We start from the raw sequence: 14,296 nt of genomic DNA, 5'->3' as shown, positions 1-14,296 counted from the left end.
CCATGATGTATCGTATCCTGACCGTTTTCGCACTGCTGCTCACGCTGTCAGCCTGTGTTTACGCACCGCCCACAAACAACGCGACCCTGACCTATGCGCCGCCGACGCCCGTCGCCCCCGCGCCTGAAGTCGAGGCCTATAGCCCCGAGTTCGACGCGACCTATGGGACTGCGCCGGATATTGACACCAGCTATTCCAATGTGACGGTCACGCCATCGCCGGTCGTGGCCGAAGAGCGCCCGCCCGAGGGGGCCATGCTGGAACAACAGCGCGCCGCCTGCACGCGCTCGGGCGGGAATTTCATGCCGCGCGGCACCGGCTTCTTTGCCTGCGTTTTCCAGACCCAGGACGCCGGCCGGCAATGCGACGAGGCCAGTGATTGCGAGGGGGCCTGTCTGGCGCGCTCGCGCACCTGCGCCCCGATGCAGCCGCTGTTCGGCTGCCAAGAGGTATTCACCTCGCCCGGACGTCGCGAAACCGTCTGCACGGATTGACCGACCCAAGGCGCCGCCGCCCGCCGCGTGGCGGCGTCTGACCGTCAGGCAAACCACCGCAAGCCGGCCTGCGTGACGATGCCGTCAAGACGCTGATCATAGGCGTCGATTGGCACCTCGGGCAATTCCTGTGCATCATAGGCATAGCCCAGCGCCAGCACCGGCCCGGCGGCGCGCAAACCGGCCAATGTGCGATCATAGAAGCCGCCGCCATACCCCAGCCGATAGCCGCGGGCATCAAAACCGACCAAGGGCACAATCACCACACGCGGCGTGATCGCCTGACCATGGGCGGGGATTTTCGCGCCAAACGGCCCCTCGACCAGCGTGGTTTCCGGGGTCCAGAGGTGGAACTCCAGCGGCTGACCCGCCGCCCGGATCACCGGCACCCCGACCGGGCCGGGATGCGTGGCCATCGCCGGCACCGGGTTTATTTCGGTTCGGATTGGCAGATACCCCGCCACGGGACGCGCATCATACCCGGCGAGCGCCGCGCGCAAATGGCCCTGCGCCACCGCATCCAGTCCGGTCCCGAACGCCGACTTGCGACCCGCAAACGCCTGTTTGCGCGCGGCAGCTTTTCGCTCGTCGATCCCACCCATTGCCACGCCTCAAAGCAACATGAGCGACGCCAACCCAAGGAAGGCGAAGAAACCGACAACATCGGTCACGGTCGTCACGAACGGCCCCGAGGCCAAGGCCGGATCAATTTTGAGCTTGTCCAGGATGACCGGCAGCACAATCCCCGACAGCGCCGCCGAGGCCAGCGTCGCCAGCATCGCCATGGCAATGACCAAGGCCAGCATCGGCATGCCGAACCAGAAGCCCGCCACGATCGCCATGATGATGCCAAAGGCCATGCCGTTGATCACCCCAACGACCAACTCGCGCCAGATCACCCGCCTGGTGTTCTGTCCGGTCAATTCATGCGTCGCCAAGGCGCGCACCGCCACCGTCATCGACTGCGTACCCGCGTTGCCCCCCATCGAGGCGACAATCGGCATCAACACCGCCAAAGCGACCAACGCCTTGATTTCATCCTCGAATTGCGAAATCACCAGCGAGGCCATGATCGCCGTGATCAGGTTCACGAACAGCCACAGGAACCGCCCCCGCGCCGTATCCCAGATCCGGTCCGACAGCGAGCTTTCCTCGTGCACACCGGCCATGCGCAGCATGTCCTCTTCGTGTTCATCGTCCAACACGGTCATCGCGTCATCAATCGTGATGACCCCGACCAGACGTCCGGCCTCATCGGTGACCGGCATCGAAATCAGGTGGTACTTGTTGAACTGCCGCGCGACTTCTTCTTCTTCCTGCGTCGCCTCGACCGAGCGGAAACTGTCCTCGGCGATATCGGCAAGCGCCACATCCCGGCGCGAGGCCAACACCCGGCCCAACGTCGCGTAACCCGTGGGACGGTGGCGCGCATCGACCAGGATGACGTGATAAAACTGATCGGGCAGCCATTCCGCCGAGCGCATCTGATCAATCGCCCGACCAACCGTCCAGTCTTGCGGCACCGCCACCGTCTCGGATTGCATCAGACGACCGGCAGAATGCTCCGGCCACGCCAGCGAGCTTTCCACCGCCGCCCGGTCCTCGACCTCCAGCGATTCAAGGATATACGCCTTTTCCGCATCCTCAAGATCCTCAATGATGTCAACGACATCATCGGTATCAAGTTCGCGCACGGCCTCGGCGAAGGCTTCGCGTGGCAGGGCCTCGATGACCTCTTCGCGCACGCCTTCTTCAAGCTCGGACAGCACGTCGCCGTCGATCATCTCGCCATACAGCGCCAACAGCGCGCGGCGCTGGCTGCCGCTGATCTGCTCCAGAAGGTCGGCGATATCGGCCGCGTGCAGCGGCTCGACCGCCGCGGCGACGGCGGCGGCGTCTTCCGCCTCTACCGCATCGAGGATGATCTCGATACGGTCGCCATCCAGACCATCAACCGTGGTCTCTTCAAAGTCGGATGGCAGATCTTCGTTCAACACGCGGTTTTCCGGTTCTGCCATCGTGACCTCCCAAGCCTGCATCGCGCCTGCGAATCGGCGCGCGCTTGTGGGTGTTAAGCGCAAACGGTCGCGCAATAAAGGGATTGTTCATCGCAAATCCGACCTGTACCTCTGGGATGCGGTTTGACGAGGGGAACGCATGATGACAGCCTTGCTGCTGGGACAGACACTGACCTTTTCTGACGATCCGTTTACCCACGGCCCGGACTGCGCCCACCATGAACGGCGCGGTGCCGTGTTGATCGACCAAGGCAAAATCGCCGCCGTCGGCACCGCCGAGGCCCTGCGCGCCGCGCACCCTCAGGCGACAATCCACGACTATGGCGAGGCGCTGATCTCGCCGGGTTTTGTCGATGCGCACGCCCATTATCCGCAGACCGCCATCATCGCCAGCTGGGGCAAACGGCTGATCGACTGGCTCAACACCTATACGTTCCCCGAGGAAACCCGCTTTGGCGACCCCGCCTTTGCCCAACACACCGCCGGGACCTGCCTGGATCTGATGCTGTCACACGGCACGACGACCGTGTGCAGCTATGCCACAATCCACCCCGAAAGCGTTGACGCTTTCTTCACCGCCGCGCAATCGCGCGGGATGCGCGCCCTCGCCGGCAAGACCTGCATGGACCGCAACGCCCCCGATGGATTGCGCGACACGGCGCAATCGGCCTATGACGACTCCAAGACGCTGCTCAACCGCTGGCACGGCGTCGACCGGCTGACCTACGCCATCACACCGCGCTTTGCCCCCACCTCGACCCCGGATCAACTGGCCGCCCTGGGCGCACTCTGGGCCGAACACCCCGATTGCCCGATGCAGACCCACCTGAGCGAACAGCGCGAAGAAATCGCCTGGGTCGCTGACCTGTTCCCCAAGGCGCGCGACTATCTCGATGTCTACGAACAGTTCGGCTTGTTGGGCGAAAAGGGCCTCTATGGCCACGCCATCCACCTGACCGACCGCGAACGCGCGCGGCTGCGCGAGGTGAACGCCGCCCTGATCCACTGCCCGACCTCCAACAGCTTCATCGGCTCGGGGCTCTTTGATACCGGCGGCCTCAAGGCGCAGGGTATCCGCGTGGGCCTGGCCACGGATATCGGCGGCGGATCCTCCTTTTCAATGCTGCGCACGATGGCGGCAGCCTATGAGATCGGTCAGTTGCGCGGCAATCCCCTGCATGCCACCCAGCTATGGTGGCTGGCCACCACCGGATCGGCGCAAGCCCTCGGCCTCCAGACCAGGATCGGCGCCCTGACCCCCGGCCATGAGGCCGATGTGATCATCGTGGACCTCGCCTCAACCCCGGCGATTGCCCAGCGCGCCGCCCGCGCCACCGACTTTTGGGAGGCGCTGTTTCCCACCATCATGATGGGCGACGACCGCGCAATCCGCACCACATGGGTCAACGGCACCCCGATCAACCACGCCTGAACCCGCGCCGGTCCCTGCCAACTTCAACTTGCCGAAAATACTCTGCGGGGGGAAGGCCAACGGCCTGACGGGGGTGCAAAACCCCCGGCGGCGCAAGGGGCCTCGATGGCCCCGCGCGACGCTCCCCCCCTCACCGCGCCAAAAACGCCAGCGCTTCGGCGTGAACCGAGGCGTTTGCCGCCGCGATCACTTGACCGCCATGATGCGCCGGGCCGCCCTGCCAGTTGGTCACAATCCCCCCCGCCGCCTCGATGACCGCAATCGGCGCCATGACATCGTAACTGTGCAACCCGGCCTCGATCACCAGATCAATTTGCCCTGACGCCAAAAGCGCGTAGGCATAACAATCCATACCATACCGCGTCAGCCGCGCCTGTGCGGAAACGCGCTCGAAAGCCTGCCGCTCGGCGTGGGTGCCAATCTCGGGAAAGGTTGTGAAAACCACAGATTGCGACAGGGCGCGGGCGGGCCGGGTCGCCAGCCTCTGTTTGCCCTGCGGACCGGTGACATGCGCGGTTCCAAGGCCACCGCAAAATCGCTCGCCGATAAAGGGTTGATCCACGATCCCCAGGATCGGCCCCTGCGCATCCGCCAACCCGATCAGGACGCCCCAGGTCGGCGTCCCTGACAGATAGGCGCGGGTTCCGTCAATCGGGTCAAGCACCCAGGTCAGCCCGCTGGTTCCGGGTGTGGCACCCGCTTCTTCGCCCAGCACCGCGTCTTGCGGGCGCAGCCGCGCCAGGGTGTCGCGCATTGCCGCCTCGGCCGCGCGATCCGCCACGGTGACCGGGTCAAACCCGTTGGCATCCTTGTTGTCGGCTTGCAAATCCGGCTGGCGAAAGGATGCCAGCGTGACCGGGCGCGCGACATCCGCCAAAGCATGGGCCGTGCGCCACAGGTCGGCGGCGGTTGCAGGGGATATGGGCGCGCGCACCATGACCAAGGCTCCGGGTTCAGAAAAAAGGCCCACACCACCGTGTGAGCCTCGACTGTCTAGGGACACGCGCGCGGCCCGGCAAGGGGGCGCGCTCACTCCTCAGGCTTTCACGCGGCCTCGGACAACACGCGGGCCAGATCAAACAGGCGCCGACGCTGCGCCTCGGGGATGGCGTAATAGGCGCGCACCAGGTCCATTGCTTCCTTGTTGGCCAGGATATCGGCCTCAACGGCGATGTCAGAGCTTTCACCACTCAGCCCCTCAAAGAAGAACCCGATCGACACACCCAGGGTGCGCGCGATATCCCAAAGCCGCGACGCACTGACCCGGTTCATGCCTGTCTCGTATTTCTGGATCTGCTGGAATTTGATCCCCACCGAATCAGCCAATTGCTGCTGGGTCATTCCGACCATCCAACGACGATGGCGAATACGTTTGCCGACATGAACATCTACCGGGTGTTTCACAATTCTGTTCCTCTTTTTTGTTTTCAGCACCATGAGACATCTTGGCAAGGCGCGTTTACATATCTCTCTCAGAGGGTAACAAGCACGTTTCGTGCCAACTTTTTTGAAGAAACCCAAAAAACCGAGAATGCGGTCCGAGCGTTAATCTGCGGCGCCGTGTATTGGCACCTATCTGGTCGTGTCAGAATTGTTTTTCAGAGGCCCTCTCAAGCTTCCCTTACGGAACCTTGGGCGATCCGTGTAACCCTACCGTGGGATGTAAACATGACATTGATCTTCCATCAAGACGTGTTTTGCAAAATGCAACGCACAATGAGATCAACCTGCGCGTGCATTCGCATTTTGCAGTGATTTTGCCCGCGCTGCGTCCTGGGCTTTACCTTGGCGGGATAGCGCGACATCTTGCGAGCCACCGAAATTCCTGGAGACCCCCATGCGCGCTTTTGTCCTGTCCAGCACGGATACCCCCCCGGCCCTTGTCGACCTTCCGATGCCCGAACCCGCCGCGGGCGAGGTACGGCTGAAAATCGGTGCGTGCGGGTTGAATTTTGCGGATCTTCTGATGGCGCGCGGCCAGTATCAAGAGCGCCCGGCCCTGCCCTTTGTCATGGGGATGGAGGTCGCCGGAACCGTCGATGCGGTTGGCGAGGGGGTGACGCATCTGACGGTCGGCCAGCGCGTTGCCGCATTCGCCGGGCAAGGAGGTTTGGCCGAATACGGTTGTTTTCCAGCCATCCGCTGCATGCCGATCCCCGATGCGATGCCGTTTGAACACGCCGCGGGCTTCATGATCGCCTATGGCACGTCACATCTGGCGCTGACGCATCGCGCGCGGCTGGCCAAAGGTGAAACGCTGTTGGTTCTGGGCGCGGGCCGGGGGCGTCGGGCTGACGGCGGTTGAGATCGGCGCGCAGCTGGGTGCCAAGGTTGTCGCCGTCGCACGCGGTGCCGACAAGCTCGCCGTCGCCAAGGCAGCCGGGGCAAGCGTGCTGATCGACAGCGAGAGCGCCGATCTGAAAGCCGAACTCAAGGCGCTGGGCGGCGTCGATGTCGTCTATGACGCGGTGGGCGATCCGGCATCCACGGCCGCACTTCGCGCCCTGCGCCCCGAGGGACGTTTTATCGTCATCGGCTTTGCCGGGGGCGAGGTGCCGAACTTCCCGGCCAATATCCTGCTGGTCAAGAATATTGATATCATCGGGTTTTACTGGGGTGCTTATGCCGCGTTCAAACCGCAGGTGCTGACCAAGTCGTTGATGGATTTGATGGCGCTCTACGCCCAAGGTCGTCTGTCGCCGCATATCAGTCACGCGCTGCCGCTCACGCAGACCGCCGAAGGCATGGAGCTGATGCGCACGCGCAAATCCACGGGCAAGGTTGTGATCACCATGCACGGCTGAACGCCGCGGGCTATTCTGCGGCCACGTTGGGGCGGGCGTCTGGCTCGCGTCCGTCCCAGGCCCGGCGCAACAAATCCGCCAGTGCCAGCACGCCGGGCTTGCTGCTCGACCGGTTGATATAGAGGTTCACCAGATGGCTGGTGAGCTCGGGCAGCGTGCCGCCGTGGTTGATCCGCTCGGCAAAGGGGGGCTCGGTGCCCGCCAGCAGGGCATGAACCGCCAGATCGCAACTGACCGTCGCCTCCAATGTGCGGTCGGATTCGGATTCGACCGCTGCTTCCCACGGGATATTCTCGCGATCCAGGGCCGCCACGATCCCCGGCCTGAACGCGCAATATCGACCCAGCGCCAGTTGCAGCGGTCGCTGCCGCCACGCCACTCCGCCCGGCGCACCGATCCAGACCAGAGGCAACCGGGTCAGGGTTTCACCATCGGGTTCGCAATGGCTTTCGGTGGTCAGGATCAGATCGCATTCGCCTTCGCGCAGCCGGGTTTTGGCGATCTTGGTATGAAGCGCCTGCAGCTTGACCCGCATCCGAGGATACGCCGCATTGAAATGCCGCAGCACTTGCGGAATATGCGGATAGACGATGTCATGGGGAACGATGATGACGATCTCGCCTTCATAGGTGCTGTCGGTCAGACGCGCGACCGCTTCATCGTTGAGCGCAAGAATCCGGCGCGCATAGGCCAGCAATTGCTCGCCTGACGCGGCCAGCGCAACGCCGCGCCCCGAGCGATCCAGCAGCACAAGGTCCAATCCGTCCTCCAGCCGCTTGATCTGCATCGACACGGCGGATTGCGTCAGATTGAGCACATGCGCCGCCCGCGTCACACTGCCGAAATCCGCGATCGCCGCCAAGGCCCGCAGCGCGGCCAAATCCAGATTGCGCTTCACATCACACTCCCTGATGAGTCCCATGACTAACATTCATTGTCATTATAATCCGAGATCGCGTATCAAATCAACAACACTGATGAGTCACCCTCGAATCATCGCATTTCAATACGTCAAGACAGGAGCCGACGATGTCGCAGAGCAATCCCACCATCACCACCCCGCTGGGGCTTTCTGTTTTTGGCGCCCGCGCGTTCAAGATCACGTCATGGCTCGGACTGGCCCGGCTGGCCAATCAGCGCAATCGGTTGGCACAGCTCGACGCCACGCGCCTTGCGGATCTCGGGATCAGCCCGGAACAGGCCCGGATCGAGGCAAATCGCCCGTTTTGGGATGCACCGCAAACGTGGCGCGCCTAGCATCCCGCGCCCGCCATTTTCGAGGCGGCGCAACTGTTTCCAATTTTCCGCTCGGAAATCCTTGAACTACGGGCCATTGACCCCGATATTGACGGGAACCGCTTTTCTGCTTGGATTGGCGGATCCATAGTTTCCAACGGAGGGTTTAATGGCCAATTATCAGTCGATGCGCGGCACCGCCACGGGCGCAGTCAGCGCCCAGATCGACGCCGGCCTGCGCGCGCATATGAACAAGGTCTACGGCACGATGTCCGTAGGCATGCTGATCACCGCTCTGGCCGCCTGGGCCATCGCCGGGCTCGCGGTCACGGGCGATCTGACATCTGCGGCAACCAATGCCGACGGTCAGGCAATGATGATCCGTCAAGGGGAATACCTCAGCGGGCTTGGCGCGCTGATCTATACCACGCCGCTGCGCTATGTCGTGATGTTTGCCCCGCTGGCCTTCATCCTGTTCGGTTGGGGCTCGTTGATGCGTCGCGGCAGCGCTGGCCGTCGTGCAGATGGGCTTCTTCGTCTTCGCCGCCGCAATTGGCGTGTCGTTGAGCTCGATCTTCCTGATCTACACCGATTACTCGATCGTGCAGACCTTCCTCGTGACGGCCATCGCCTTTGCCGGTCTCAGCCTGTATGGCTACACCACCAAGCGCAGCCTGTCGGGCATGGGCACGTTCCTGATGATGGGCGTGATTGGTCTGATCGTCGCGATGGTGGTCAACATCTTCTTGCAGTCGCCGGCCATGATGTTCGCCATCTCGGCCATCGGCATCCTGGTGTTTGCGGGCCTGACGGCATGGCACACGCAAGAGATCAAGAACACCTATGTTGCACATGCGTCGCAAGGGGATCAGGAATGGCTGGAAAAAGCCGCGATTGACGGGGCACTCAGCCTCTACATCAGCTTCCTGAACTTGTTCCAGTTCCTGCTGATGTTCATGGGCAGCCAAGAATAACAGCGTTACAAGGACGTTATCAAAGGGCCGGTCCATTGCGACCGGCCCTTTTTCTATGCGCCAAGCCGCCGCGCAGCCGATGCCAGGAGGGCTTTGGAATAGACCCCATGCACGCCCAGCAGCAAACGGAACAGCGGGCCACGCCCCGCACCACCCCCCTGCGGCACCACCGCAGACCCAAAGAACAGCCGCGTAGAGTGGCCCTGCGGCTCGACCATGAGCCAGGACCGCGTGCGCTCACCCAGCGGGCACATCAGCAGCTGCGCCTCTGTACGCGCCTCAACGCGCCAGGCAGAATAGCTGTCGCGCGCGCCTGCCGCCAGTTCCACGGCCTGCGCATCCTGCGAGGGTTCGCGGAGCGCAATCGCCAGAAGCCCGCGCTCCATGCGAAAAAGCGGCGTGGTGTAAAAGGCGGCGACATAGTCCGCCAGCGAAACCACGACCGGAACATCCACCGCATAACAATCGGTGAACCCGCCCTCGATCATCGCATAGGGTGCCAACAGCGCGGCCTCTGGCAAGGGCCGGGTCTGAACGGATGAATACACCGGATTTCCTTTGGGATACGCAAAAAGGCCGCAGCTGAGAAATCAGCGCGGCCCGTTTTGAACAGCAAGAAAGGTCAGATCAAATTACTTGATCTTGCCTTCTTTGTATTCAACGTGCTGACGGACAACCGGATCGAACTTCCGGATCACCATCTTTTCAGTCATTGTGCGAGCGTTTTTCTTGGTCACGTAGAAGTGGCCGGTGCCCGCCGTCGAGTTCAGACGGATCTTGATCGTCGTCGGTTTCGCCATGGGTATCTCCTGCGCTCGGCGGCAGCATTGCCACCGATAAATTCCTATGAAGCCCGCCTTTTACGCATCCCCCCGCCAGAGTCAACTGCCCGAAGACACCTAGTATGCGTTTTTCGTCGTCACCAGGCTCCAAGGGGTCATGACCATGATCTTGAAGTCCAGCCAAAGCGACCAATTCTCGATGTAATAGAGGTCATGCTCGACACGCGCCCTGATTTTCTCGGACGAGTTCATCTCGCCGCGCCACCCGTTGATCTGCGCCCAACCGGTAACCCCCGGCTTGACCTTGTGGCGTGCCGAATAGGCCTCGGTCACCTGATCATAGATGATATCCCCGGTGCGCGCCGCCATCGCATGGGGGCGCGGCCCGACCAGTGACAACTCACCGCGCAGCACGTTGAAAAACTGCGGCAGCTCATCAATCGAGGCGCGACGGATGAACCGCCCGATTTTTGTCACCCGCGTATCAACCCGGCGCACCGCCTTCACCGCCGTCGGATCGCATTGGTCGATATACATCGAGCGGAACTTCAACACCTGAATCGGCTTGTTGTTGAACCCGTGACGCCGCTGGCGGAACAACACCGGCCCCGGCGACTCCAGCCGAATCAACAGCGCGATGATCGCCATGAGCGGCAACAACAAGACCAACGCCACGGTTGCAAAAACCACGTCGAAAATGCGCTTTTGCACCGCGCGTTTCCCGTCCACGGGCCGCTTGTAGATCTCGATCAGCGTGAAGGGCCCAATCCTGGACCGCCGCTTGCGCGAGTACTCCGGCACCTCGGCACCCTCGAGCACCCGGATATCGACGGGCAAGACAAACAGACGCGCCAACAGATCCTGAACACGTTGTTGCGACGCGTGCGGGATTGCCACGATCACTGTGTCGATCTTGGCCAGCCGGGCAAATTCGACCAGATCATCGACATCGCCCATCTTGTGATACCCCTCGATCACCGAGGGCGAGCGCAGGTCATGACGCTCGTCGAAAAACCCACACAAGCGCCGCCCCTTGCCGCGCTCCTTGTCGATTTCCATGATCATCGGCGCCAAGGACGCGCCACCGCCAACCAGAACGATCCGGTGCTCCAACCGCCCGATCCGCATCAACCCGCGAATCCGCAGCCACAACCCCACCCGCACCGCCAGCAACGGCACCGCAGCGGCCAGCGCCCAACCCCCCAGCCAGCCATCCACCGGCCCCGCATCCAACCCCGAGACCATCAGAAACCCATGCAACACCAGAGCGCCAATCGCCATCGCCACGACCCCCAGGGCAATGCTCCGTGGCAATTGACGCATGGCGCGGAAACGATACCCCCCGATCAGGCGCACCGTGACCGCAAGGATCAGCGCCCCCAGCCAGACCACCCCGCTGGCCTGAATCAGGGTCAAGGGTTGCGCCGGTCCATAGGCGAATGACACCTGCCCGGCCACCGCAACGATCAACACATCCAGCATGAACAGCGACAGGGAAAACACGGTCGGCCGCAGGCTTGGCTCGCTCAGGCGCTGCGCCTGCGCCAAGGCCTGCCCCCCCAGCAACCGTGGGCGCGGGGCCCCGGTATGCGGGCGTCGCCGGTGGGTCTCGCCGAACAAACGCTTGCGTATTGAAATATCGTTCATCGTCACACCATGCCTTCGCGCACCGTCTCTCAACAGAATCCGGGTCCGCCCGAATCAACGGGCCGACCTCTTGCGCTTGACGCTACGCGCAGGATCGGGCGCAAATATGGCGTTCGACTAAAATTATCAAAGACTGCGGTGATATGCGCGGATGGCCTGTAAGCCGGATTTTGTTCAGGGGTTGCCCCCGTCGACGACCATTCCTCTGACCCATCCGTTACCGGAGGGTTCAAGCTGCCAACCCGGACCTCTGGGCTGAGATGTCCCTGCGGCGATATCGGCCCGAAAGCCGATCAACCCGCGCGAGGTCCCTATTCGGCATTGCTCCCGGTGGGGCTTGCCTTGCCGGTCCGGTTGCCCGTCCCGCGGTGGGCTCTTACCCCACCGTTTCACCCTTACCGATGGTCCGAAAACCAAAGGCGGTTTCTTCTCTGTGGCGCTTTCCCTCGGGTTACCCCGGCCGGGCGTTACCCGGCACCGTTGCCTCATGGAGTCCGGACTTTCCTCGAACATTGCTGCCCGCGGCCGTCCGGCCATCCGCGCCCCCTTCACATAGGCGCGCGCACCCGTCACGTCAACAACGCCCCACCCCGCCCCGCTCTTTGTTCTTCAAATATCCTGGAGGGTGAATTTGCGCAGCAAAGAGGGAGGCAACGCCTCCCTGCCCCCTCACCAAAGACCACAAGCGCGCAGCGCTTTCCGTTTCACAAATCACTCGGCGCGCGCATCCCAGTCGCGCATCCGCGCCACATAGCGCGCCAGGGTGTCGATCTCCAGATTCACCGCGTCGCCCACCGCCACATCGCCCCAGGTCGTCACCATTTGCGTGTGCGGGATCAGGTTGATGCCAAACGCGCGGCCTTCAACCTCATTGACCGTCAAAGACGTCCCGTTCAGCGCCACCGAGCCCTTGGGGGCAATGAACCGCGCCAATTCCTCGGGCACCCGAAACGTCACCCGCGTGCTGTCGCCCTCCTTGGCCATCGCGATCACTTCGGCCACGCCATCCACATGGCCCGACACGATATGCCCTCCCAACTCGTCGCCAACCTTCAGCGCGCGCTCCAGATTCAGCCGTTTGCCGACCTGCCAGCCACTGCGGCCGATCGCGGTTTTCGACACGGTCTCGGCCGAAATATCCACGTCGAACCAATTCGACGGCGATTTCCCCAGGGCCACAACCGTCAGGCAGACCCCATCGCAGGCGATCGAGGCGCCGATGTCGATGCCGTCAACGTCATAGGCCGTGCCAATGCGCGCCCGCAGATCGCCACGGTCTTCCAACGCAAGGATGCGTCCAATGTCGGTGATAATGCCGGTAAACATGGTTTTTTTTCGCACTCCCGTCTGGTCAGGCCCTGTTATGGTTACGTTTTAACCATCTGTGGGGTTTATTAGCGACTCATTCTCTGGCATTCTTTTACCAAAAGGGGAACACCCCCAAGGCATATCGACAGTGACAGGCACGATCAGCATATCGGGCGACAGCCGTCGCTTTCTTTTCCTGCAAGGACCCCACGGGCCCTTTTTTCGCCAACTTGGCGATATGCTGCGCCGCGCGGGCGCGCAGGTCTGGCGGGTCGGTTTCAATCGGGGCGATCAGGCCTATTGGCGCGCGCAAGGCTATATCCCGTTCCAGGGCACACAGGCCGACTGGCCACAGGAAATCAACCGCCTGTTTGAGCGCCTCGAAATCACCGATCTGGTGCTTTATGGCGATACGCGATTCATCCACAGTGAGGCGACCAAACACGCCCGGGCCCGCGGTATCACCGTGCATGTCTTCGAAGAAGGGTATTTGCGCCCCTGGTGGGTCACCTATGAGCGGGGCGGGGCCAATGGCCACTCGCGGCTGATGGGCCTCAGCATTGCCGAGATGCAAAAGGCGCTGGAGCATTCCGAGATTGATCTGGTCGATGCGCCCGCACATTGGGGCGACATGCGCCAGCATGTGTTCTACGGTTTCGCCTATCACGCGCGGATCATGCTGGCGAACGGGGCCTATCGCGGGTTTCGCCCGCATCGTGCGCTCGATGTCCGCGCCGAGGCCGGGCTGTATCTCAAGCGCCTCTTGTCCATGCCCTTCGTGGCCATAGAACGGCGCATCGCGACCTGGCGGGTGCGGACCGGCGGGTTTCCGTATCATCTGGCGCTGCTGCAACTGGAGCATGACAGCAGCTTTCAGATGCACAGCCCGTTCACCACGATGACCGAATTTCTCGACTGCGCGATCAAGGGGTTTGCCAAGGGGGCGCCCCGTCACCACCACCTCGTGTTCAAGGCCCATCCGTTGGAAGACGGGCGCACCACGCTCAAGGCGGATATTCGACGGCTGGCGCGCCAATACGGTGTGCTGGAACGGGTGCATTTCATCCGCGGCGGAAAATTGGCCGGGTTGCTGAATGACGCGCGCTCGGCGGTGACCGTCAACTCGACCGCCGCGCAGCAGGTCTTGTGGCGCGGGATGCCCCTGCGGGTGTTTGGCGCGGCAGTCTATGACAAGCCCGAGTTTGTCTCGACCCAACCCCTGCCCGAGTTTTTCGCCGCCCCCAGCCGCCCTGATCTGCGCGCCTACCGCGATTATCGGCGGTTCCTGCTCGAAACCTCCCAGATCCCCGGTGGCTTTTATTCCTCCGCCGGACGGCGGCAATTGCTGCGCCAGGTTGTGGATCTGCTGCTCGCGCCAGATGACCCCTACAGCGCCCTGATCGCCGGCCGATCGGCACCACGGCAACACCTGCGCGTTGTTCGTTGACGCGATGCGACATCCGGACTTGGAAATAATCTCGGTTCTGTCTATAGTTCTAGAAAAAAATCAGAGGCAATCCATACAGGAGCCCGAGCAGTGTTCGTATTCCCCTTCCGCCGCGCCAGTGTACTGGCGCTCGGCGTGATTGTTGCAGGCATCA

13 protein-coding genes, 1 other RNA gene and 2 pseudogenes are annotated in these 14,296 nt (G+C 62.4%); 6 read left to right on the top strand and 10 right to left on the bottom strand.

Features of this window, described 5'->3' with window-relative positions:
• The first annotated feature begins 2 nt into the window (after positions 1 to 2).
• On the top strand, positions 3 to 494 hold the full coding sequence (locus VDQ28_RS12270) for a hypothetical protein (protein ID WP_323036204.1): 492 nt from the start codon (positions 3 to 5) through the stop codon (positions 492 to 494).
• Positions 495 to 538: 44 nt separating this feature from the next.
• Here VDQ28_RS12270 and VDQ28_RS12265 read toward each other — a convergent pair whose 3' ends face one another.
• Both VDQ28_RS12265 and mgtE read right to left on the bottom strand, forming a co-directional pair.
• The gene (locus VDQ28_RS12265; RefSeq protein WP_323036203.1) at positions 539 to 1,096 is read right to left on the bottom strand and encodes a 5-formyltetrahydrofolate cyclo-ligase; all 558 of its coding nucleotides are present in this window, start codon (positions 1,094 to 1,096) and stop codon (positions 539 to 541) included.
• A gap of 9 nt (positions 1,097 to 1,105) precedes the next feature.
• Positions 1,106 to 2,512: a magnesium transporter gene (mgtE, locus tag VDQ28_RS12260; RefSeq protein ID WP_323036202.1), complete on the bottom strand. Its 1,407-nt coding sequence runs from the start codon at positions 2,510 to 2,512 to the stop codon at positions 1,106 to 1,108.
• Between the two features lie 142 nt (positions 2,513 to 2,654).
• Here mgtE and guaD point away from each other — a divergent pair, with 142 nt between their 5' ends.
• Positions 2,655 to 3,944: a guanine deaminase gene (gene guaD, locus VDQ28_RS12255; protein ID WP_323038118.1), complete on the top strand. Its 1,290-nt coding sequence runs from the start codon at positions 2,655 to 2,657 to the stop codon at positions 3,942 to 3,944.
• Positions 3,945 to 4,074: 130 nt separating this feature from the next.
• Here guaD and hisN read toward each other — a convergent pair whose 3' ends face one another.
• Both hisN and VDQ28_RS12245 read right to left on the bottom strand, forming a co-directional pair.
• Positions 4,075 to 4,881 carry a histidinol-phosphatase gene (gene hisN / locus VDQ28_RS12250; protein ID WP_323036201.1) on the bottom strand — a complete coding sequence of 269 codons (807 nt, stop codon included), beginning with the start codon at positions 4,879 to 4,881 and terminating at the stop codon, positions 4,075 to 4,077.
• Positions 4,882 to 4,988: 107 nt separating this feature from the next.
• Positions 4,989 to 5,348, bottom strand: coding sequence for a helix-turn-helix transcriptional regulator (locus VDQ28_RS12245; RefSeq protein WP_323036200.1), 360 nt, complete (start codon positions 5,346 to 5,348; stop codon positions 4,989 to 4,991).
• A gap of 433 nt (positions 5,349 to 5,781) precedes the next feature.
• Between VDQ28_RS12245 and VDQ28_RS12240 the strand changes: the two are divergent.
• Positions 5,782 to 6,748, top strand: a pseudogene (locus tag VDQ28_RS12240) (NADPH:quinone oxidoreductase family protein).
• A gap of 10 nt (positions 6,749 to 6,758) precedes the next feature.
• Here VDQ28_RS12240 and VDQ28_RS12235 read toward each other — a convergent pair.
• Positions 6,759 to 7,646: a LysR family transcriptional regulator gene (locus tag VDQ28_RS12235; protein WP_323036199.1), complete on the bottom strand. Its 888-nt coding sequence runs from the start codon at positions 7,644 to 7,646 to the stop codon at positions 6,759 to 6,761.
• Between the two features lie 131 nt (positions 7,647 to 7,777).
• Here VDQ28_RS12235 and VDQ28_RS12230 point away from each other — a divergent pair, with 131 nt between their 5' ends.
• Positions 7,778 to 8,005: a DUF1127 domain-containing protein gene (locus VDQ28_RS12230; RefSeq protein ID WP_323036198.1), complete on the top strand. Its 228-nt coding sequence runs from the start codon at positions 7,778 to 7,780 to the stop codon at positions 8,003 to 8,005.
• 148 nt (positions 8,006 to 8,153) lie between these two features.
• Positions 8,154 to 8,958 (top strand): annotated as a pseudogene (locus tag VDQ28_RS12225) (Bax inhibitor-1 family protein).
• Positions 8,959 to 9,011: 53 nt separating this feature from the next.
• Here VDQ28_RS12225 and VDQ28_RS12220 read toward each other — a convergent pair.
• The 5 genes from VDQ28_RS12220 to VDQ28_RS12200 all read right to left on the bottom strand — a co-directional run bounded on the left by VDQ28_RS12220 (position 9,012) and on the right by VDQ28_RS12200 (position 12,713).
• A complete protein-coding gene (locus tag VDQ28_RS12220; protein ID WP_323036197.1) occupies positions 9,012 to 9,506 on the bottom strand; it encodes a hypothetical protein in 495 nt (164 codons plus the stop codon).
• 84 nt (positions 9,507 to 9,590) lie between these two features.
• Entirely contained in the window at positions 9,591 to 9,758 is a 168-nt protein-coding gene (gene rpmG / locus VDQ28_RS12215; protein WP_228664156.1) for a 50S ribosomal protein L33, read from the bottom strand.
• Between the two features lie 99 nt (positions 9,759 to 9,857).
• Complete coding sequence (locus VDQ28_RS12210) at positions 9,858 to 11,387, bottom strand: undecaprenyl-phosphate glucose phosphotransferase (protein ID WP_323036196.1); 1,530 nt, start codon at positions 11,385 to 11,387, stop codon at positions 9,858 to 9,860.
• A 143-nt stretch (positions 11,388 to 11,530) separates the two neighbouring features.
• An RNA gene (gene rnpB / locus VDQ28_RS12205) (RNase P RNA component class A) lies at positions 11,531 to 11,928 on the bottom strand.
• A 170-nt stretch (positions 11,929 to 12,098) separates the two neighbouring features.
• Positions 12,099 to 12,713 carry a riboflavin synthase gene (locus VDQ28_RS12200; RefSeq protein ID WP_323036195.1) on the bottom strand — a complete coding sequence of 205 codons (615 nt, stop codon included), beginning with the start codon at positions 12,711 to 12,713 and terminating at the stop codon, positions 12,099 to 12,101.
• 220 nt (positions 12,714 to 12,933) lie between these two features.
• On the opposite strand from VDQ28_RS12200, the gene VDQ28_RS12195 reads away from it, so the two are divergent.
• The gene (locus VDQ28_RS12195; protein ID WP_323036194.1) at positions 12,934 to 14,142 is read left to right on the top strand and encodes a capsule biosynthesis protein CapA; all 1,209 of its coding nucleotides are present in this window, start codon (positions 12,934 to 12,936) and stop codon (positions 14,140 to 14,142) included.
• Positions 14,143 to 14,296 lie beyond the last annotated feature (154 nt).

This window comes from Pararhodobacter sp. (assembly GCF_034676545.1).
Lineage (GTDB): Bacteria > Pseudomonadota > Alphaproteobacteria > Rhodobacterales > Rhodobacteraceae > Pararhodobacter.
The sequence above is the reverse complement of the archived record's forward strand: the minus strand, read 5'-3'. Positions and strand labels throughout refer to the sequence as shown.